At 62.5% G+C, this 21862-nt stretch carries 15 protein-coding genes, 1 pseudogene and 1 riboswitch; of the genes and pseudogenes, 4 read left to right on the top strand and 12 right to left on the bottom strand.

Going from position 1 to position 21862, the window contains the following annotated elements:
- Positions 1-83: 83 nt before the first annotated feature.
- Positions 84-1295: a methionine adenosyltransferase gene (metK, locus tag XalbCFBP2523_RS03750; protein ID WP_045766326.1), complete on the top strand. Its 1212-nt coding sequence runs from the start codon at positions 84-86 to the stop codon at positions 1293-1295.
- A gap of 123 nt (positions 1296-1418) precedes the next feature.
- On the opposite strand, the gene XalbCFBP2523_RS03755 is transcribed toward metK, so the two are convergent.
- Both XalbCFBP2523_RS03755 and ppc read right to left on the bottom strand, forming a co-directional pair.
- On the bottom strand, positions 1419-2654 hold the full coding sequence (locus XalbCFBP2523_RS03755; RefSeq protein ID WP_230599158.1) for a histidine-type phosphatase: 1236 nt from the start codon (positions 2652-2654) through the stop codon (positions 1419-1421).
- A 204-nt stretch (positions 2655-2858) separates the two neighbouring features.
- The gene (gene ppc / locus XalbCFBP2523_RS03760) at positions 2859-5573 is read right to left on the bottom strand and encodes a phosphoenolpyruvate carboxylase (protein ID WP_045766327.1); all 2715 of its coding nucleotides are present in this window, start codon (positions 5571-5573) and stop codon (positions 2859-2861) included.
- 245 nt (positions 5574-5818) lie between these two features.
- Positions 5819-5919, top strand: a riboswitch (S-adenosyl-L-homocysteine riboswitch).
- Positions 5920-5953: 34 nt separating this feature from the next.
- Between ppc and ahcY the strand changes: the two genes are divergently transcribed.
- Positions 5954-7399: an adenosylhomocysteinase gene (gene ahcY, locus XalbCFBP2523_RS03765; protein ID WP_045766328.1), complete on the top strand. Its 1446-nt coding sequence runs from the start codon at positions 5954-5956 to the stop codon at positions 7397-7399.
- 184 nt (positions 7400-7583) lie between these two features.
- On the opposite strand, the gene XalbCFBP2523_RS03770 is transcribed toward ahcY, so the two are convergent.
- From XalbCFBP2523_RS03770 to XalbCFBP2523_RS03790, 5 genes are all read right to left on the bottom strand, one after another.
- A complete protein-coding gene (locus XalbCFBP2523_RS03770; protein WP_045766329.1) occupies positions 7584-8351 on the bottom strand; it encodes a class I SAM-dependent DNA methyltransferase in 768 nt (255 codons plus the stop codon).
- A 35-nt stretch (positions 8352-8386) separates the two neighbouring features.
- Positions 8387-9319: a sulfotransferase domain-containing protein gene (locus tag XalbCFBP2523_RS03775; RefSeq protein ID WP_045766829.1), complete on the bottom strand. Its 933-nt coding sequence runs from the start codon at positions 9317-9319 to the stop codon at positions 8387-8389.
- Between the two features lie 540 nt (positions 9320-9859).
- Entirely contained in the window at positions 9860-10546 is a 687-nt protein-coding gene (locus XalbCFBP2523_RS03780) for a sulfotransferase family protein (protein WP_045766330.1), read from the bottom strand.
- Between the two features lie 227 nt (positions 10547-10773).
- The gene (locus tag XalbCFBP2523_RS03785) at positions 10774-11556 is read right to left on the bottom strand and encodes a TorF family putative porin (RefSeq protein ID WP_045766331.1); all 783 of its coding nucleotides are present in this window, start codon (positions 11554-11556) and stop codon (positions 10774-10776) included.
- Entirely contained in the window at positions 11553-11915 is a 363-nt protein-coding gene (locus tag XalbCFBP2523_RS03790; RefSeq protein WP_146084029.1) for a hypothetical protein, read from the bottom strand. Before XalbCFBP2523_RS03790 ends, XalbCFBP2523_RS03785 begins: the two co-directional genes overlap by 4 nt.
- Before the next feature lie 703 nt (positions 11916-12618).
- Between XalbCFBP2523_RS03790 and XalbCFBP2523_RS17380 the strand changes: the two are divergent.
- Positions 12619-12889 (top strand): annotated as a pseudogene (locus XalbCFBP2523_RS17380) (IS5/IS1182 family transposase); the annotation flags it as partial.
- 375 nt (positions 12890-13264) lie between these two features.
- Here the strand turns inward: XalbCFBP2523_RS17380 and XalbCFBP2523_RS16255 are convergent.
- The 3 genes from XalbCFBP2523_RS16255 to XalbCFBP2523_RS03800 form a co-directional block, all read right to left on the bottom strand.
- Positions 13265-13696: a hypothetical protein gene (locus XalbCFBP2523_RS16255; RefSeq protein WP_146084030.1), complete on the bottom strand. Its 432-nt coding sequence runs from the start codon at positions 13694-13696 to the stop codon at positions 13265-13267.
- Between the two features lie 1024 nt (positions 13697-14720).
- Positions 14721-15284 carry a DUF3228 family protein gene (locus tag XalbCFBP2523_RS03795; RefSeq protein WP_045766334.1) on the bottom strand — a complete coding sequence of 188 codons (564 nt, stop codon included), beginning with the start codon at positions 15282-15284 and terminating at the stop codon, positions 14721-14723.
- A gap of 165 nt (positions 15285-15449) precedes the next feature.
- Positions 15450-16370: a M14 family metallopeptidase gene (locus tag XalbCFBP2523_RS03800; protein WP_045766335.1), complete on the bottom strand. Its 921-nt coding sequence runs from the start codon at positions 16368-16370 to the stop codon at positions 15450-15452.
- Between the two features lie 213 nt (positions 16371-16583).
- On the opposite strand from XalbCFBP2523_RS03800, the gene metF reads away from it, so the two are divergent.
- Positions 16584-17426, top strand: coding sequence for a methylenetetrahydrofolate reductase [NAD(P)H] (gene metF / locus XalbCFBP2523_RS03805; protein WP_045766336.1), 843 nt, complete (start codon positions 16584-16586; stop codon positions 17424-17426).
- A gap of 326 nt (positions 17427-17752) precedes the next feature.
- Here the strand turns inward: metF and XalbCFBP2523_RS03810 are convergent, their stop codons facing one another.
- Together XalbCFBP2523_RS03810 and secA are read right to left on the bottom strand one after the other, a co-directional pair.
- Positions 17753-18715: a Nudix family hydrolase gene (locus XalbCFBP2523_RS03810; protein ID WP_012917273.1), complete on the bottom strand. Its 963-nt coding sequence runs from the start codon at positions 18713-18715 to the stop codon at positions 17753-17755.
- 257 nt (positions 18716-18972) lie between these two features.
- A complete protein-coding gene (secA, locus tag XalbCFBP2523_RS03815) occupies positions 18973-21711 on the bottom strand; it encodes a preprotein translocase subunit SecA (protein ID WP_045766337.1) in 2739 nt (912 codons plus the stop codon).
- Between the last annotated feature and the right edge of the window lie 151 nt (positions 21712-21862).

The raw sequence follows: 21862 nt of genomic DNA on the forward strand, positions 1-21862 counted from the left end.
CGGGCGCGACGCAATGCACGACGCCACGCGCACGTGTATCATGAATCTCCATCTTTTCATCCGAATGCAAGGATATAGCCGCGATGTCCAGCTATCTCTTCACCTCCGAGTCGGTCTCCGAAGGCCACCCGGACAAGATCGCCGACCAGATCTCCGATGCCGTGCTCGACGCGATCCTGACCCAGGACAAGCGCGCACGCGTGGCCTGCGAAACGTTGGTCAAGACCGGCGTGGCCATCGTCGCCGGCGAGATCACCACCAGCGCCTGGATCGATCTGGAAGCGGTGACACGCAAGGTGATTCTGGAGATCGGCTACAACAGCTCGCAGGTCGGCTTCGACGGCGAGACCTGCGGCGTGCTCAACCTGATCGGCAAGCAATCGCCGGACATCAACCAGGGCGTGGATCGCAAGAAGCCGGAAGAACAGGGCGCCGGCGACCAGGGCCTGATGTTCGGCTACGCCACCCGCGAGACCGAGAGCTTCATGCCGGCCGCCATTCACCTCTCCCATCGCCTGGTCGAGCAACAGGCCAAGGTGCGCAAGAAGAAGAACTCGCCGCTGGCGTGGCTGCGCCCGGACGCCAAGAGCCAGGTGACCCTGCGCTACGAGAACGGCGTGGCGGCGGCGATCGACGCGGTGGTGCTATCCACCCAGCACGACCCGGACATCAAGCAGAAACACCTGATCGAAGCCGTGCGCGAAGAGATCCTCAAGCCGGTGCTGCCGGCCAAGTGGCTGCACAAGGACACCAAGTTCCACATCAACCCAACCGGCAAGTTCGTGATCGGCGGGCCAGTGGGCGACTGTGGCCTGACCGGGCGCAAGATCATCGTCGACACCTACGGTGGTTGGGCACGCCACGGCGGCGGCGCGTTTTCCGGCAAGGATCCGTCCAAGGTCGACCGCTCGGCCGCTTATGCCGCACGCTACGTGGCCAAGAACGTCGTGGCCGCCGGCCTGGCCGACCGCTGCGAGGTACAGGTGTCCTACGCCATCGGTGTGGCCGAGCCGACCTCGATCTCGATCACCACCTTCGGCACCGGCAAGATCACCGACGACAAGATCGAAAAGCTGATCCGCAAGCACTTCGATCTGCGTCCGTTCGGCATCATCAAGATGCTCGACCTGATCCACCCGATGTATCAGCAGACCGCCTCCTACGGCCACTTCGGCCGCACACCGAAGGCATTCAGCTACACCGACGGCACCGGTGCCCAGCACCATGCCACGGCATTCTCGTGGGAGAAGACCGACCGCGCCGAGGCGCTGCGGGCGGATGCCAAGCTGAAGTAAATCGGCGGCTCCACCGCTGCACGGAAAACGGGCCGCAACATGGCCCGTTTTTTATTCCGGCATTCGGCAAACCACACCCGTCGCACACATGAAGCGTGTGGCGGCGCCTGCGCTTACCTCAGCTCACCCGCGGCGCTGTAGCGCTTGCTTCAGCAGCGCCTGGAACCGCGGCAGCGGGCACAACCCGGTCGCAGGATCGTTGCAGCCGGGCACCTGCAAAGTCTGCAACAACGGCGGTGCGCGCAGGCTCAGCGGGGTCAATGCGCGCAGTTGGTCCAGCGACTGCGCCTGGTAACGCACGCGCACGTAGCGTTGACCGCTGCGCAGGTCGCGCAGCTGTTCCAGTACCAGCGCTCCGCCAGGTGGCGCATCGTCGCGACCGTAGCCGGGCAGATGGAAATGCAGGTCGAGCAAGCCGCTAAGCGCGGCGATATGGGTATCGCTGGCAACCAGTACGCTCAGGCGTGGCGCGTCAGCCACCCCCAGCGTGTCCAGCACGCGGTGCGCCAGCGGCGCACCAGCGCGCGCAGCCATGTACTGCGGACGCGCATAGATGTCGAACAGCAAGGCGTGCAACCGCGACACCATGCCCAGACGCTCAGGCGTGGCGCGACCCCAGCCGACCTGATCCAGCGGCAGACCTTCAGTGTATTGCAGGATGAACACCTCGGCGGTGCCCGAGGTCAGGTCCAACGGCCCGTGCAAGGCAAGACTGCGACCGTTGCGACCAGGCGTCAGCGACGACGGCATGCGGACGAAGTCGCATGCCGACGCGCAGCCGAGGATCTGCTGCATGGTCTGCAATTCCTTCGCATACGGCGCCAGCAGCGCGCCCGGACCACCGGTCTGGCGCTGGATCGACGCCACCGCGGCGGCGGCGTCGAAGTCCACCGCACCGGCCTCGACCGGGCGGAACAGCGGATCGTCGCTGCCCTCGCCCCGGTGATCCACCTGCAACTTGCAGCCTGGCGCCAAGGTTTCTGCCAGGATCTGCGCACTGGCGATCGTGCGTTGGTCGGTGTTGGCGTAGACGCTGACCGTGGCCTGCGCCGGGCAACCATGGCCCGGCAGGACGCCATCGCGCAACAACCATTGCCGGGTGTAGTCGCCGCTGAGTTTCACCGCGGCACGGCCATGCGCGGTCAGCAGACTCGGCGGTGTCGTCCACACCGGCCACGGCTGCGGCGCCAGCGCGGCGGCTGCCGCCTCACCCGGCAATGGCGCGCGCACACCGTGGCGGAACAGCATCCACACCTGCTCCACCTGCAACTGCCGCGCAGGCGCCAGCTTTCCTACCGGTTGCGCCTGCGCGGCCAACGTCGTCGCCGCGATCAATACGCTCCACACCATCCAGCGCATGCTTGTATTCCTCGTCATTTCAAATTAAAGAAGGGCAGATCACGGCGCGCCAGCACCACAGTCGGCGGTAATCCGGTCGCAACGCCAGCCTCGCGCGTGACAATGTTGCCGCCATCGGCGCGGACATGGCGACGGGTTCGGCGCCATCGTGGAGCAACACGAGGCCGCCCGCACGGCGGCCTCGACACATCCGCGCGGCATGACTCAGCCGGTGTTCTGTAAGCCCTGAGCGACGCCGTTGACGCACGCCACCAGAGCGCGCAGCAACTCCTCGTCTTCGCCGTCGGTGGCGCGCCAACGCTGCAGCAAGTCCACCTGCAGCACGCTGATCGGGTCGATGTAGGGATTACGCAGGCGGATCGACAACGCCAGGCGCGGGTCGTGTTGCAGCAGCGACGCCTGTCCGGTCAATGCCTTCACCCAATGCTTGGTCAGCGCCAATTCGGCGCGGATGCGCGGGAAGAAGCGCTCGTGCAGCGGCCCGGCCAGATGCGAGAACATTTCGGCGATGTTGAGGTCGCCCTTGGACAGCACCATGGCGATGTCGTCGAGGAAGGTACGGAAGAACGGCCAGTCGATGGCCATCGCGCGCAGTGCGGCTTCGTGCCCGGCATCCACTGCGGCCTGCAGCCCGCTGCCGACCCCGTACCAGCCCGGGATCACCGCGCGCGCCTGGCTCCAGGCGAACACCCATGGGATCGCGCGCAGATTGGACAGCGCCGCATCCTGGCCGAGCCGCCGCGACGGGCGCGACCCCAGCGTCATCCGCTCGATCACGTCGATCGGCGTCGCCAAGCGGAAATAACGCATGAACTCGGCGTCGCCGACAAAGTGGCGGTAGGCCTGGCTGCTGTGCTCGGCCACCCTGTCCATCACCGGCCGCCACTGCGCTTCGCGCGCATCGACCGGGCGCGGGCGCAGGCTCGACAGCAGCACCGCGCCCGTCATCTGCTCCAGCGAACGCAGCGCCAGCGCACGGATGCCATATTTACGATGGATTACTTCGCCCTGCTCGGTCACCCGCAAACGTCCATCGACACTGCCGGGTGGTGCCGCCTCCAGCGCACGGGTGGTCTTGCCGCCACCGCGCACGATCGAGCCACCCCGGCCATGGAAGAACGTCAGCCGAATTCCCGATTCGCCCGCTGCCTGCAGCAGTTCCACCTGCGCCCGCTGCAACCCCCAGCGCGAGGCGGCGATGCCGCCGTCCTTGCCGCTGTCGGAGTATCCGAGCATCACCATCTGCACGTCGCCGCGCGCATCCAGATGACGGCGGTAGACCGGATCGGCGAGCAGATCGCGCAGGGTCGCGGTGCCGCCACGCAGGTCGTCCACGGTCTCGAACAGCGGCACGATGTCCAGCGGCACCGCACCAGCGGCATCGACCAGACCACCACGACGCGCCAGCGCCAGCACGGTCAGCACGTCGGCACGGTCGTGCGCCATCGAGATGATGTAGCTGCCCAGCGCGTCGGCACCGTGACGCGCACGCGCATCGGCGAGCGCGGCGAACACGGCGTCCAACCGCGCGTTGCCGGCATCGGCGCAGGCCGGCAACGGCGTCTCTCCGCCAGCGTAGGGACCGAGCAAGCGTACACGTTCGGCTACCGGCAGTGCCTCCCACTCCTGTACTCCCAACGCGGCGGCCACCGCGCGCGCATGCACGCTGGATTCCTGGCGCACGTCCAGCCGCGCCAGGTGGAAGCCGAAACTACGCACCCGCCACAGCAAGCGTCGCACCGCGAACCAACCGGCGTGCAAGCCCTTGTTCGCCCGCAGGCTGTCCAGGATCAATTGCAGGTCGTGTTCCAGTTCGCTCGGCGCGGCGTAGCCACCCGGCGCATCGTCGAGCGTGGCCTGCAACCGTGCCCGCATCAGGTCGTTGAGCAAGCGGTACGGCATGTCCGCATGACGCGGACGCGAACGGGCGGCGGCCTGCGGCAGCAGTTGGCGGTAACGTTCGAGTTGTTCCAACAATGGCGCGCTGACCCCAACCAGAATGATCGACTGGCTGAGCAGGCTGGCGAGTTGCCGCAGTTCCTTGAGATAGCGCTCCAGCACCGCGCGGCGCTGCGCATCGAGGGTGGCGGTCATGGTGGTCGCATCGACATTGGGGTTGCCGTCCATGTCGCCGCCAACCCAGGTGCCGAAACGCAGCAGGCGCGGTAAGTGCAAGGACTGGCCGTAGGTCTGCTCGATCGCGTGCTCCAGGGTTTCGTACATCACCGGGATCACCCGATACAGCACCTGGGTCAGATAGAAACCGACATGCTCGCGTTCGTCTTCCACGGTCGGCCGCACCGGCGAGGAGTCCGCGGTTTGCCACGTGGCGGTCAGCGCCATGCGTAAGCGCGCCGCGTCGGTGGCCTGCTCGCCCGGCGTGCGCATGCCGTCGAGGTGATCGACCAGGCTGGCCACCATCAACTGCTCCTTCTCCAGCAGCGCGCGGCGGACGGCTTCGGTCGGATGCGCGGTGAACACCGGCTCCACATCCAGACGCGGCAGCCAGTCGCTCAGTTCCTGCACGCTCACGCCCTGCGCCTTGAGCCGGTGCAGGGCGTCGTGCAGGCCATCGGGCTGCGGCGTATCGGCGCTGCTGCGTTGATAGTCGCGACGGCGGCGGATGCGGTGTACCCGTTCGGCGATGTTGACGACCTGGAAATAGGTACTGAAGGCACGCACCAGCGCTTCCGCTTCGCGCGGTGTGCGCCCAGAGAGGGATTGGCTGAGCAAGGACGAGGGCGCATCGCGTTCGCGGCGCGCGATTGCCGCGATACGAATGCGTTCGATCTCCTCGAGGAACGCGCCGGACACCTGTTCGGCGAGCAATTCACCCACCAGGGCACCAAGGCGGCGCACGTCGTCGCGCAGGGGAAGATCGGGCGTGGCGAAGACGATGTTGTTACGGGACTCGTTCATCGGGAAACGCATGGCTCGGCGGTGGGGGCGCCGCAAGCCTAACCGAAAACGATTACACGCCTTGTCAGCGACTATAACGGTTGCAGAACGAACGATTGCATCGGCTCGCGGCAATGTCTGCATCGCCCTCACCCGCACGACGGTCCGTAGCCACCCGCTCGATCGTGCGGCCTGCATGCGCGGTCTCCCAGCCCAACCGCCCCATTCAAGTCCGACACCCCGCAGCCGCTATAATTCATTCCCCCTTCGTCGAGGGGCGCTGCGACCGTGTCGAGACCGGGACTCCCGTCCTGCAGACCCGGCCAGGCTCGGCGGACGGCATCAGCGACAACGGCGCCCGGACTTCGCGAGTTTTCTCGCCATTGACCGGAGCATTATCGATGAACGCTGTACGCAAGAGCCTCTCCGCCACAGGCGACTACAAGGTCGCCGACATCGCCCTCGCCGACTGGGGCCGCAAGGAACTGGACATCGCCGAGCACGAGATGCCCGGGCTGATGTCGATCCGCCGTCAGTACGCCGCGGCCAAGCCGCTGGCCGGCGTGCGCATCACCGGCTCGCTGCACATGACCATCCAGACCGCCGTGCTGATCGAGACGCTGAAGGACATCGGTGCCGACGTGCGCTGGGCCTCGTGCAACATTTTTTCCACCCAGGACCACGCCGCCGCGGCAATCGCCGCCAGCGGCACCCCAGTCTTCGCCTGGAAAGGCGAAACACTGGAGGAATATTGGGACTGCACCCTCGACGCGCTCACCTTCACCCTGCCCGACGGCACCCAGACCGGTCCGGAACTGGTGGTGGACGACGGCGGCGACGTGACCCTGCTGATCCACAAGGGCTATGAGCTGGAGAACGGGTCCAAGTGGGTGGACGAACCGGCGTCCTCGCACGAGGAACAAGTCATCAAGCATCTGCTCAAGCGCGTGGCGGTGGAGCGCCCCGGCTACTGGACCCGCGTGGTGCAGGACTGGAAGGGCGTATCCGAAGAAACCACCACCGGTGTGCATCGCCTGTACCAGCTCGCCGAGGCTGGCACCCTGCTGGTGCCGGCGATCAACGTCAACGACTCGGTCACCAAGAGCAAGTTCGACAACCTCTACGGCTGCCGCGAATCGCTGGCCGACGGCCTCAAGCGCGCGATGGATGTGATGCTGGCCGGCAAGGTCGCGGTGGTGTGCGGCTACGGCGACGTCGGCAAGGGTTCGGCGCACAGCCTGCGCGCCTATGGTGCGCGCGTCGTCGTGACCGAGATCGACCCGATCTGCGCATTGCAGGCGGCGATGGAAGGCTTCGAGGTCGCCACCATCGAAGACACGCTCGGCCGCGCCGACATCTACGTCACCACCACCGGCAACAAGGACATCATCCGTATCGAACACATGACGCAGATGAAGGACCAGGCCATCGTCTGCAACATCGGGCACTTCGACAACGAAATCCAGGTCGATGCGCTGTACGCGCTGCCTGGCGTGCAGAAAATCAACATCAAGCCGCAGGTGGACAAGTTCGTGCTACCCAACGGCAACGCGATCTTCCTGCTGGCCGAAGGCCGCCTGGTCAATCTGGGCTGCGCCACCGGCCATCCCAGCTTCGTGATGTCCAACAGCTTCGCCAATCAGACGCTGGCGCAGATCGACCTGTGGCGCAACAAGGGCAGCTACGAAAAGCAGGTGTACCGGCTGCCGAAGAAGCTCGACGAAGAAGTGGCGCGGCTGCATCTGGAAAAGATCGGGGTCAAGCTGACCAAGCTGACCGAAGACCAGGCGGCATATCTGGGTATCGCGATCGACGGCCCGTACAAGCCGGAGCATTACCGCTACTGAGTGCCGGCCGCACCGTCGTCAGTGTGAGTCTCAAATCGGGCGCCACAAGGCGCCCGATCCTTTTTGGCATGGACAATACATCTGCCACGCGCAGCGCCATTTCATCCACGCCGCAGATGCACTGTTGGGCGCCATGTCCAGAGTCAGGCTCCCGCGCAGCGCAAGCAAGCACCTGCGCGTGTCGTTACGCTGATCCAGCGCGACGGTAGATCGAAATCAGGGAGCGCGCCCGCGCACCGATGGGCTGTTGCGTCCAGTCCGACCAGCGCTCCTTCAATTCGAGACCCGCCAGACGCGCCATCAGGTCCAGTTCCGACGGCCACACATAGCGGTAGCGATCTTTAAAAATATGGGTGCCGGACTCGGTCATCACCACGATCCGTTGCTGCACCAGTTGCCGTAATGGGTCGGCGCTGGAACACAGCAGCACCACCGGCGTATCCCCCTCATCATCCAAGGGCGGCACCTCCAACACCGACGATACCTTGCCCCCAGCCTGAAGCATCTCAGCTTGCGGCACCGCCGTCTGGATCACGAATACCCCCGAGTCGGACAAACGCTCGCGCACCGCAGCCAAGCAGCACACCTGCTCGCTCTGCTCAAGCAGATAACCGAAAGAAAACACCGAGTAGATCAGATCGAACGCCCCCGCAACCGGGACATCGACGAAATTGCCACACACCAAGCGCAAGCGCTCGGCTCCAGACTTGACGCGCAGTTTGTCCAGCATCGCCTGGGAATTGTCGATCCCGCACACCGTTGCCCCACTAGCCGCAAGCGGTAAGGCAATGCGACCAGTACCGACCCCCAGCTCCAGAGCCGTTCCAGTGCTTACCAGTGCAGCCAAGGTTCGCACACATTGCGGCGTGTTGGCCGAGTTCCACAACACATCCCGCAACCAGTCGTAGTACTGCGCAATACGGTTGTAGGCTTCCTCTGACGTGGCGTGCATGGCGTGATTCGTATAGAAAACAGGATACCTCGTGCCTAGGCCACCATGCCGACATTCGCACAAGCGCCATCCACGCGTGTGCCTGTGGCCAGCCACTGTGCACACTCGCTACCGAGTTCGGCAACGGCGCGCTGCAGATAGGCCGCACTGGCAGCCGGCGTCAGGATGTCCAGCCAGCGCCCATTGCAGCCACGGTTGAAAAACGCACGGCCATCGTCGCGCCAGAAACCAGCCCCCTGCGGCACATAGCGCGCCGCATGCTGACGCATGTAGCCGAGGCTGCAATGCTCCACCACACGCTCGCAGCGCGCGGCGTCCAGCGGGATGTCCAAAAACGCGGCGATGCGCCGCACCTGCGTTGGCAGGTCTTGCAGCAGCTGTGCGTAATGCACCAACAGAACGTTGTCGCAATCGCGCAACGCCCACCAAGAGCGTACCCCCTCCCAGAAGGGCCACAGCGGCGCGCCATCTTCGCGCAACCAGGTCTCAAAATACCCATCGACCGGGCATGCCGGCGGCGGCATCACCTTCAACTTGCCGCCGCTGTGAGACTGCGCATCCAGGCGCGCCTGCGCATCGGCGCTGACCGCACGCTGGTGATCGTACAAACTCCAGACGATGTCACGCCCATCGCGAGCGACGTAGAGATAGCGCACCTTCTCCGACAGCACCAGCGCATCGGCGGGAAGATGGGTCTTGATGAAGCGACGATGGGTTTGTTCGGCCAGCAATCGCTGCTTGGTCGCTTTGTCCGGATAGACCGAATCGAACCAGGGAGAGATCTTGGACACTTCGGCCTGCGCGTCACCACCGAAAATTAACTGTGCGACGATCTGCTGGACCCAGGTGGTTCCGGCCTTCGCGTAACTGGCGATGACGATGTCATCCGGACGGAAGGCAAACTCGTTCCATACTGCGGAGTCGAAAAAACGATTGGGGTATTCCCTTTGCTTGGAAGGCATGCTCACATCGGCATCCTTTGGACAATCGTCTAGCCAGGAACGCATCGCATGCAATATATCGCGGTGCGCTCAAGCACGTACTGCTCCAGATATTAATCCAACCAAGACATCGCGCAAGGCGACGCAGAATCGATCTATACGCTATATCTCGGCAGGCAGCAAAGTTATCATGAACCCACGGGCACATCACCAGACTTGGCAAGACGCCTGATGCACTAAAACCACTCTGCGAACCTGCCAAGATCGGCCATCACAAGCCGCTGTTAGCGTACATGCTGTCACTGCGTATAGATATAAGCGACTTTACGCGGTCCGAACACGTTGAGAATCCTCCGAAACACAATAGAAATGGCATTCTTGATTTTCATCGTACTCACCTATTATAAATTTTCATATTGATTGGCTGAAGAAAAATCATCAACCAATTTCAGGCTAGCAACCTCCATCCGGCATATCAATATATTTTTTGACATTTCCTTCACGGCAGTGCAGTTTTGTTGATGTCGATCACAAAGCCACCCTGATCGCCCCTCTATTCAGGCATCTTCACCCAAATAAATCCTTGCGCAGATAGTCGAGATAATCGCGCACGTGTCGCTCGCGTAACGCTACATCGTCGGGAAGGCGCAGTCCGCGCGTAAACCAGCGCAAGCGCTGCCGCGCGTGCAAGTGCGGATACGCGTGTGTTGGAACCGGCACACCGAGAAATGCGCACAGTGGCGCCCACCCTTGCTGTGAAGAGAACACCAATAGCCTGTCCGCCGGCACGGTTTCGACGACCTGTTCGTTCCATCTCTTGAAATAATCGACCATGAATGCGCGGTCTTCGCTACGACCGGCGAAGTGCTTCTTCAGAAACTTACTGAATTCTTCACCTTCTGGCCCCAAAAAGGTGCTCTTTTTGCCTGGAACCAGAATGGTCTGGGTGACGGATTCAAACCAACTCTCCGGATCGCGCACGGTCAGGATGACCTTCGCGTCGGGATAGACGTCGATCAACTCACGCCAGTAGTAGCAGCCTGGATGGTCGGTGGTCGACCGGTATCCGGCGAAGATCGCCGCCCAATCCGCAGCGCCCCGCTCCGCCGCATTCCACAGCGGCAGCGCCTTGCGCATGGTCGCGGCAACTTCGGTCGCGTGGTAACACGGACCGAATCCAAGATGTTCCAGCGCGAACTTCAACGACAGCGTCCCTGTCCTGCCCAAACCGGCTCCGATCACTTGCAACGACATGCGTTCTGCTCCTGTCCGACCCAGACAGACCGAAGCTATCACAGCCGGATTTCTTCCTTGCCGCCAGTTTCGACGGGGTACATCGTTCGACGCGCGCAGCGTGCGCGCTGTATTCGGCAGCGAATGCACATACGACGACGCGCATCGGCACGCGGCGCGGGAGGCGGCAGCGCGCCGAACGACTGGAATTTACGCGCAGACTGGCACGGCAAGGCTTATGCGCGCGACTACAGCTTGAAGTTGCGTTTGATGGTGAATGTCCAAGCACCGTCGATCGGATTGGAGACATGAATCCGGCCGCTTCCATCCGGCACACCCGTGCTGTAATGCCGGTACAGGTCAGCGCCACTCCAGGCGCGTGCATACGCCAGGCCAAACTCGGTCCCGCGCCAGGTGTGGCTCAGGCCCACGCGCGCATCGGTCCAACCGTAATCGGCGAAATTGCGAATGTGCTGGTGTCCGGCATGCACGCTCGCCTGCCAGGCCGGCGCCACTTCGTAGGTGGCGTCCAGCGCTAGATAGCCGGACCCACGCGAATGCTGTCCCCCGTCGATCCCCAATGAAGCGCCGTTATAGCCTACATAGTCGCGGGTCCACGTACTGGCATAGGACAGTTCGACGGTGCGCCAGTGCGTGGCGACGATCAGTTCGCCGTAGTCGTAGTGCGTGCCGCTCACCGTGATCAGCGCGCCAGGATACGCGTAATAGTAGACGCCAGAACGCCAGCCCCAATCGCCGCGACTGGCGGCATAACCGGCATACACGTCCCATTCGGTGTGGCCACCTTCGATGAAATACGGGCTCACTCCGGAAGCCCAGGTGCCGGCATACCAACCGCTGTCGCCGACGACGTCCAGCCCCCCCTGCACCACCGGCTTGCCCCAGCTTTGCTCGAATCCGCGCGAAACGTAATTCGAGGTGACCGAGAGGTTGGCCGTCGTGCTGGCTGCCCATGCAGGCACCGCAACACTCAGCGCCATCGCTGCCATTGATCTGATCATGGTACTCATGACACCACCTCCAACGACGCATGGCCCGGCTCGCCCACGCCGGCGGCAAGCTGCTGCGCCGACCACCTGAACATCGCTTCCGCCCGCTGCCATTGCAGTGTCTGCTCCACCAACGGCGCGCGGGTTGGACCAGACGATGCGATGCCAGCACTGTGTTGCGCTGAAACAGCGGCGACCTCGCACACGATGCCAGCGACATGGCGCACGCTGGACTCCGTCTCGCGCAGTGCATCGTTGCTGCTATCACTCGCTGCGATGACGGCGTTGACCTGGACAGCGGACGTATCGCTCGCACGCTTGAGCTCGTGCGAGTGCCGTTGCACTTCAGATCCGGACAGATCGATGCTGCTGTCGGACATGGACGACAGTGCATCGTGGCGACGGCGATAGGTCATCATCACAGCCAGACCACCGCAGAAAAACGCGAGCAGATCTGTTCATCGCACACCTCGCGTGACGTCGTCGCCTCGGCAACGGTGTGGGAATCGAATGAAATGAACAACATGATGATTTCCTGAAAGTGATGAAACGCAGTCGTTGCAACCTGGAACACAGGCGGACGCTATCGCGCAAAAGACGCTCCACTGGAACGGAAGCGCAAGCGCGTTGTATCTGCCTGATCGGCCCAGCCTGCATAACGAACACATCGACGACGCGGTGAACGCCTCATCTGCCGTCATGGAAGGGCACGACAAACAGACAACGTCCCGTTCGTGATGACCGAATGCATGCAAACCGAATCTGTTCTGCTTCAGCCACTATCGTCCTGAGAACAGGAAACTTGAACGCGGGAAACCCGCGATCGCCCAGTAACGCCCCTTCGTGAAGAACGCATTCAATAGAGCAGGTGTATTACAACCCGCTGTACCGCTGGTTCATCGATCTATCGATCGACGATACGGTCTGGGTGCCGATATCCAGGCCTGAGCAGGGCGCAAGAGCTTCAATGGCAAGAACGGCAATGACGAGGACGACGACGATTTCCGCGGACAATTGCGCAACGACAACACACACATTTCCACCAGCGATGCGAATGCACGACTGCGTCGCTAGGACAGGACAGCCTGCGAGTTCACCCAGGCGCTGGAGGGGCTGAAGGTCCTGCCACACGTGGCGCAAAAAACCTCCGGTCGGCAGTGGCTGTGGCAGATGCGCTAACGGCCGGCGAGGGCCACGCGATCTCCCAGCACATGCGCAAGTGGATCGAGCAGGGATTGGCTGGGCCAAGACCGTGGGCCGGATCCGGCAGGCGATGGTGCGTGGCTTGGAGAAGCTGGACCAGATGTTCGTACTGAACATGAGGACCTACAGCTTGATGCGCATGCACACCTAGGGAAGGTCTGAACAAGTCAAACCTTCGAGATCAGCGGCTTTAAGGAACAATGGGTTCGTCGCGCAAAAGACTGGAGAGATAGACTTATTCAGAATCCCCCTAGGATAGCTGCGCATGCCGACCGGGGCGACGGCATGAACACGGTGTCTGCGACGTTTGGATGCCAGATTGAGCAGGCCAGCGGACATTATGATTCCTCTGCATTTCAATCGAACGAGGAACAACCTACATGCCAATCGCGTCATACACACCAGAACTTCGCCGCCGCTTGGATTCTGCGCGGCGGTACCGACATCTGCAGCGCGGCTGCCCGTGACGCGATCTGCAGCCGCGCTACATTAACGGTTTTTGCCTGTAACTTTAAGGAGTTACGGCTTAATTCTGTTTGACCTGCAGCCCATAGTCGGTAATATTAATAGTTACATTTTTCACATTTGGGTCAATCACTTTGTAATGCTGTGTGGACAGCTTGTTTATACGTTGACCACCGCTCGCGCAGTCAGTTGAACTCAAGGCATAGAAACTGTAAGAAATATTGTATAATATTGCCGGAGCATTGGCTCCGCCGGCGATTGCTCGGCCGCTAGGCAACAGTGTCGGCTGATCCACAGGGAAACACGCCCATCCGCCAGCATTAGCTTCGCTTTGTATCCAAAAGGCTTTCACGCCGCTTGATGTGCTATAATTTTTGATAATAATTTGCTCAGATTGTTGTGCACTAGCCGACATGGAGGCGCCTGCCGCCAGTGCGAACAAAGCACACAGCGCGACTTTGCGGAAATAACGAACGGTCAAACGTGTAGCCATGTTAATTGCCTCTCAATTGCTAAGGGAGATATACACATACTTGCCAAACAGAAGCATGCGCATGCGTGCCACCGGTGCATCCCGCGCGGCGGCTTTGACATTTGCAACGCGACGACCCGAAGCGGGGTTGGCCGTCGCTCGCATCAACGATTTTAATTGAAACCCCGCCGATTGATGATGATTAAGTACCTGTTGTGAGCGAAGCGCTGTGGCGACGCCGGTCATTAGTGCGAATACAGTGCACAGCGCGACCCTGCGAAAATGACGAACGCCGAATGTGTTGTCATGATGATTGCTTTCGATTTGACGATGGATGTGACCTGCTTGTCAACTGTTGGGGAACCGCACTGATGGAGTACGTTTATCATAAGCGGGCTTGAGAATGCGTCTAACGCAAAATGAATGTTTAGAGCAGAATTCATGCAGAAATCACAAAAAATATTGCACCTTCTGAAGTTTTTCTCTAAATGAAAGTCTGAATAAGTCCATCCCTCCAGTCTTTCGCACGAAAACCCATTGAGTTTTAAGGTCGCTGATCTCGATGGCCTGGCTTGTTCAGACCTTCCCTAAACATCTACACTTTCTGCAACGGTTTCCAGATGCAACTGTATTGTCCCGGCATGCCAAGAGGCGCCCCAGGGGTTGCCCCACCTCGATGGGGCTCCGCCGCTTGGCGGGATTGAATAAAGATGCCCCACTGGAACGGGAACGCAAGTACGTTGTAACCACCTGATCGGCCCAGCCTGCAATGCCTACCACATCGACGATGCGGTGAGCGTCTCATCTGCCTTCATGGAAGGGCACGACAAACAGAGGACGTCCAGCTCGTGATGAACGAATGCGCGCGAACCGAATCCGCTCCGCTCAGCCACCTCCTCCACGAAGCGGAAAACGTGAACTGCACATTCCCATGCTCCGGAGAATACGTATGCGTCAATATCGTGCCGATATCGCATCTAGTGCACGCAGCCGCGAGATGGGCATGGCCCACCCCCTCGCAAGGTCCATGGCACGTTCCGAACCGTTACGGCGTCGGACGCCAGTTCGCATGATGCTCCCAAAACTCCACGCTACGCCGGTAGGCCGCGCGGTCCAGCGGCACGCCGGAGCCACCTTCTTCCACGCCCAGCGCATTACGTAGCATGGTGATCGGGGTCATCGGGATTTCCTGCGGCTCGGCGGTATACAGGCAACCGACCACGCCCCAGTCCGCCTCGATCGGCGTGCCTTCGTGCGCGAGTTGATCGCGACTGTAGAGAATCGGCAGCAGATAATCGGCAACCGGCGGTTCGACGCCCTCGAACCAACGCACCAGCACGGGAAGTTCCTCGCGACTGCGCGCTTCATAGCCAGAACACAGCATAGTGCGGTTGGCATCGTTGATCGGCACGGTCAGGCAGCGGGTCGAGGTCCAGTTGCGATGCACGTGGATTTTGCAAAACGGTGCATAGCCATCCAAAACCTGTAACGGCACCGTGTCGTTGAGATAACGTTCGAACTGCTCAGGCGTGCAGTCCTGGATCGCGTTGCGACGACGGTCGCGCGGGAACAGGCGCGGGCGGGCGAAAGCAGTGAGAACGATGGACATGGCTAAAATGCGAACAGGGATGCGCGTAAGCCTAGCGCGTCAGGCCGCGACCGCGCACGACAGTAGCCGCGACATGCCGGAACCCGACGCAGAGAAGAGCGCAGACATTGCGCACCGCGCTTGGGCGCCCACCCGACAGCGACTCACGAGGTTTTTTAGCCACTCTCAAGGATGCGCCAACGCGTAGTCGATCGCCGCACGCACCGCCGCCACTTGCGCCGCATTGCAGTGCGCCGGCGTCGCGTTGGCGTTGTCCGGATACACTTCGGTGGTCGTGGTGTAGCGTGCATCGGTGATACCGGCACACAGGCCCAACTGCTTCACCGGGTAATGGATGACGCCAGGCGCGGCAATCGGCGTCCCGATGAGTTCACCCGCGGCGTCGGCCTGGGCGATGTGAGTCACCTGCGCCGCCGCCGCCAGCACCGCCTGCTGGAACGCCAGTTGCGGGTTCTCGCTATCGCCGACCAGGTAAAAACCATCCGGAATGCTGCCCGGCACGTAGGCGACACCATCGCGCGCGGCCAATGCCGGACGGAACTCGGACGCATCGCTATCGGTGGTCTCGTGCAAATCGATATGCATCGCCACCTGTACACGCAATGGCGCGACCAGCCGCAGCAGCGCGGCCGACTCCTGCGCCGGACTGTCGTTGCGAAAACAGCGATTGGGATCGAGTGCATCCGCGTTCCAGCGATGAATGCGTTCGTAGGCCCATGGGCTCACGCACGGCACGACCAGCACATTGGCGCGGCCGCGATACGTCGTCGCTTCCTGGGCGGCGAACTGCAGCGCACCGTGCACGCCACTGGTTTCGTAGCCATGCACACCACCAGTGACCAGCATGCACGGCAACGCGGCGTCCCAATCGCAACTACGCAGCGCCAAGAGCCGATAGCGTGCCTGTGGGTAGCTCAGCGCGCCGTATTCCACCACGTCCCACGACCCCCGCAGGTTTTCGATGGCGACGACCACCTCGGTCTGATAACAACGCCGGGGATGCTGTTCGGCCAGCCAGGCCGCCCGTTCCGCAGCGCCCCAAGGCAACCCCGGCGTTCCGATCCGATAGAAGGCGGCATGGGACATCGTATGGCTCCGCGTAGAGGGGGAATGAGGCCGGGGACTTTAGCAAAGTGCCCCTCCCTCCCATCCGCCAACACCGCGCCACATCGCACCGCACCAGCGCCGATGGGACGCATGGTCAATACCGGGCCCGTCCCTCATGACAACCGGCAACACTGTTGCATATTCATCCGGATGAAGAGATATAATCTCCGCATTACCCGCTGCGTCGCGCCCATGACCGCCATCAGCTTCGAGTTCTACCCCCCCAAGACCGACGAGCAGCGCGTGCAGTTGGACCGCACCGCCGCGCGGCTGAAGTCTTACGCGCCCGAATACGTGTCGTGCACCTTCGGCGCTGGCGGCTCGACCCTGAGCTACACCTCCGAGACGGTGCGCCACCTCAAACAACAGCATGGCTTCGAGGCCGCACCGCATCTGTCCTGCGTGGGCGGTAGCCGCGAGGAAATCCGCGAACTGCTCAAGCTGTACCGCGCCATCGGCTGTCGCCGCTTGGTGGCGCTGCGCGGCGACCTGCCCTCGGGCATGGGCCATCCCGGCGACCTGCGTTATGCCGCGGACTTGATCGCCTTCATCCGGGCCGAATACGGCGACACCTTCCGTCTGGAAGTCGGCGCCTATCCGGAGACGCATCCGCAGGCCACCGATGCGCTCAGCGATCTGCATCACTTCAAGACCAAGGTCGAGGCCGGCGCCGATGCCGCGATCACCCAGTATTTCTACAACGCCGACGCGTATTTCCACTTCGTCGATGCGGTGCGCAAACTCGGCGTGCAGATTCCGATCGTGCCGGGGATCATGCCGATTTCCAACTTCAGTCAGTTGCGGCGTTTCTCCGAACAGTGCGGCGCGGAGATCCCACGTTGGATCGGCAAACGCATGCAGGCCTACGGCGACGATGCCGAGTCGATCCGCGAGTTCGGCGCCGATGTCGTCGCGACGATGTGCGAACGTTTGATCGCCGGCGGCGCACCGGCGCTGCATTTCTACACGCTCAATCTGGCCAAGCCGACCACCAGCGTGCTGAAGCGGCTGGCGATGGAACCAGCGCACGGCTGAGCGAACCCGTGTCGGGGATGCCTCCAGGACGGGTATTCCTCGCCACGCAACGCACCTCGACCGCCTGGATACGATCGCCCCACCGCTGAAACAGTCGCTACAGCGGCAGCAAACCTTCAGCGATAACGCCACACCAAACGCCACACCAATCGCCACCGTGCTGGTTCCAAGACAGCGACACGATTGCAACTGGATCAGTTTCTGGAGCGTACGCTGTACATTGGGGTGAGATGCATTGCCCGTCAGCGGCAAGGAAATCGTGCCACGCGGCGCCGTCTTGGCCGCAAACGGTGCTCGGCAATCGGCGCTTGCACTGCCGACGGCGCTCAGGCCACGTCGGCGGTCAACGGCCACAGTCCACGGATCGCGGCGATGCCCTGCCCGCCGTGACGCCGCGCCTCGGCCACCTGGGATGGCAATAAACCGCCAATCGGATACAGCGGGAGGGCCACCTGCTCACGCAGCCGCTCGAACGCCTCCCAACCCAATGGCGTAGCGCCGGGATGACTGGCGGTGGCCGCCAGCGGCCCGACTACCGCGAAATCGCACCCGAGCCGCTGCGCCGCCTGCAATTCCTCCACAGTGTGGCAGGACGCCGCCACGACCTGCGCAGACGGCAGCGGACGCGCCTGATACTGCGCCAATTGCTCCGCGCCAAGATGCACGCCGACACCCAGTTCCTGCGCCAGTGCCAGATCGCGGTTGACCAACACCTGCGCGCCATGCGCGGCGCACAGCGCCGCAGCGGCCCGCGCCAGCGGCCACCAATGCGCATGCGGCAGACTGCGCGCGCGTAGTTGCACACAGCGCACGCCACTGTCCAGCGCGCGCTCCAGCGCGGCCAGCCACAGCGCAGGATCGGCCGGCTCAGGCGTCACCAGATAACGGTCCGGCTGGCGCAGCATCGCCACCACCGGTTGATCGGCAGGCGGCATGGCGTAACGGCCCAGCTTGTCCGGCATCACCCACATCAATGGCTGACCTTCACGGCCACGCGCGGTTCCCTTCCACGACTGCACCTGACGCACTTCCAGGCGCAGCCGTTTATCCGGATAGCGCTGCGGCACCTCCATCAGCCACGCGCCGACCACCGCATCGATGCCCAGTTCCTCTTGCAACTCGCGCACCAGCGCCTGCTCGGAGGTTTCGCCCGGCTCGCGCTTGCCGCCCGGGAATTCCCACAGCCCGGCCAGATCGCTGCCGCCAGTACGCCGGCTCAATAGAATACGACCGCGCGCATCGGTGATGACGGCGGCCACGACATGGATGGATCGGAGCGGTTCGGACATGCGGCAAGCTTGCCGTCTCCGGCAGGGTCCGCGCAATCAATTGCCGTCACAACGTCGACGATTCGCACCATGCGCTTCACTTAGTACTTAGCTGGCGCCCCACAGGCCGCGTACCGCGCAATGGCTCCCGCACGCGCCGCGGCGCATTTGCCCGCCTGTCCTCGTGAGTGACACCGAGACGAACCGAGCGCATCTACGCGGCGCCCAGCCCATTTTCCCGGCACACGACGCTGCCGCGCACGCACGCGGCAGCGCACTCAGTTCAACTGACCGTGGCAGTGCTTGTATTTCTTGCCACTGCCGCACGGGCACGGATCGTTGCGGCCAACCTTGGGGATATCGCGGGTTACCTGCATGACAGGCACACCATTGGGCACAGGCGAGGGCTGCTCGGCGTCCTCCTCCGCACTGTAGCCACCGGCCTCCTGGTGCTGGAACTGCGCTTGGCTCAGCTTCGCCTCCATCTGTTGACGCTCCTGCACCTCCAGCGCGGCGACTTCTTCCTCGCTGCGGATACGCACCCGCGCCAGCAAGGTCACCACTTCGCGCTTGGCATGCTCCAGCATTTCCGAGAACAGTTCGAAGGCTTCCTTCTTGTATTCCTGTTTTGGCTGCTTCTGCGCATAGCCACGCAGGTGGATCCCCTGGCGCAGGTAATCCATGCGCGCCAGATGCTCCTTCCAGCTTTGGTCGAGCACGGTGAGCATGATGTGCTTCTCCAGCGCGCGCATGGTCTCGCTGCCAATCGCCTCCTCCTTCTCGTGGAAATGGCGTTCCACCTCTTGGCGCACCGACTCGACGATGCCAGCCGCGTCCAGCTCCTCGTGACGCTTGACCAGTTCGCTCACCGACAGCGACAGACCCAACTCGCTGACCAGGGTCGCTTCCAGGCCTGACAGGTCCCACTGGTCGTCCACCGAATTGGGCGGCACGAAGCGCGAAACCAGATCGTAGATCACGTCGTCGCGGATACCATCCACGTTCTCCTTGACCGAGTCGGCATCCAATAGTTCGTCGCGCTGAGCATAGATCACCTTGCGCTGATCGTTGTTGACGTCGTCGAAGTCGAGCAGGTTCTTACGGGTATCAAAATTATGCGCCTCCACCTTGCGCTGCGAATTTTCAATGACCCGAGACACCATTCGATCCTCGATGACATCCTCGTCCTTCATCCCCATGAAGCGCATCATCTTGACGACACGCTCGCCCCCGAAGATACGAATCAGATTGTCTTCCAGCGACAGATAGAAACGCGAAGACCCCGGGTCGCCCTGACGACCGGAGCGGCCGCGCAACTGGTTGTCGATACGCCGCGATTCGTGGCGCTCGGTGCCGATGATATGCAGCCCGCCCGCCGCCTTGACTGCCTCGTGGCGCTCTTGCCAGTCAGCTTTCAGACGCGCGCGTTCGGCGGCGTCCAGTTCCTCGCCCAGCGCATGCAGCTCGGCTTCCAGCGAACCGCCGAGCACGATGTCGGTACCGCGACCGGCCATGTTGGTGGCGATGGTCACCGCGCCTGGCTGGCCGGCGTTGGCGACGATCTGCGCCTCGCGCTCGTGCTGCTTGGCGTTGAGCACCTCGTGCTTGACCCCGGCCTTGCGCAGGTGCTCGGACAACATCTCCGAGGTCTCGATCGACGTGGTACCGACCAGTACCGGCTGGCCACGCTTGGCGCAGTCCTCGATATCGGCCAGTACCGCATTGAATTTGCCCTGGCGGTTGAGGAACACCTGATCGGGCCAGTCCTTGCGGATGGTCGGGCGGTTGGTCGGGATCACCACCACCTCCAGGCCGTAGATGCTATGGAATTCGTAGGCTTCGGTATCGGCCGTCCCGGTCATGCCGGACAGCTTCTTGTACATGCGGAACAGGTTCTGGAAGGTGATGCTGGCCAGAGTCTGGTTCTCGCGCTGGACCGGCACGCCCTCCTTCGCTTCCACCGCCTGGTGCAGGCCGTCGGACCAGCGCCGCCCCGGCAGGGTGCGGCCGGTGAATTCGTCCACGATGACCACTTCGCCGTCGCGCACGATGTAGTCCACGTCGCGCAGGTAGATGGCATGCGCACGCAGCGCGGCATTGAGGTGGTGGACCACACTCAGGTTGTGCGCGCCATACAGGCTGTCGTCCTCGTCGGCGAGGATACCGGCGGCACGCAGCAGTTCTTCGGCGTGCTGCATGCCCGCTTCGGACAGATGCACCTGCTTGCCCTTCTCGTCGACCCAGTAATCGCCCTCGCCTTCTTCCGATTCCTGCTTGACCAGTTGCGGCACGATGCGGTTGACGCGGATGTACAACTCCGGCGACTCGTCGGCCGGGCCGGAGATGATGAGCGGGGTGCGCGCCTCGTCGATCAGGATCGAGTCGACCTCATCGACAATGGCGTAGTTGAGGCCACGCTGGAAACGGTCGGCCTTGGACAGCGCCATGTTGTCGCGCAGGTAATCGAACCCGAACTCGTTATTGGTGCCGTAGGTGATGTCGGCGGCATAGGCGGCATGCTTGTCGCTGTGCGGCATGCCCGGGTACACCACGCCCACGCTCAGCCCCAGCCAGTTGTACAGCTTGCCCATCTGCGCGGCGTCGCGGCGCGCCAGGTAGTCGTTGACCGTGACCACGTGCACACCTTTGCCTTCCAGCGCGTTGAGGTACACCGGCAACGTCGCCACCAGGGTCTTGCCCTCACCGGTGCGCATTTCCGCGATCTTGCCCAGATGCAGCACCATGCCGCCGATTAACTGCACGTCGTAGTGACGCATGCCCAGCACGCGACCGCTGGCTTCGCGACACACCGCGAACGCTTCCGGCAGCACCTTGTCCAAGGTTTCGCCAGAGGCGATACGCCCACGCAGTTCCGGAGTCTTGGCCTGTAGTTGCGCGTCGGAGAGCTGCTCCATCTCCGGCTCCAACGCATTGATCTTAGCGACGATACGCTGGAGCTGACGCAGCTGACGCTCGTTGCGGCTACCGAAAACGCGAGTAAGCAGACTGTTGATCATTGAAGAAACCGATTGGAAAGGAACGCCCATACGGCCCAATCCCGAGCGAATCGCTGGGCCGCAAACGAAACAGGGCGCGAGGCGCCCTGTTATGGCAAAGCACATTGTAACTTGGGGCGGCGCTCGGCGACTCAAGCGTCGGTCATGCGCG

The organism is Xanthomonas albilineans, assembly GCF_002939705.1.
Taxonomy (GTDB): Bacteria; Pseudomonadota; Gammaproteobacteria; order Xanthomonadales; family Xanthomonadaceae; genus Xanthomonas_A; species Xanthomonas_A albilineans.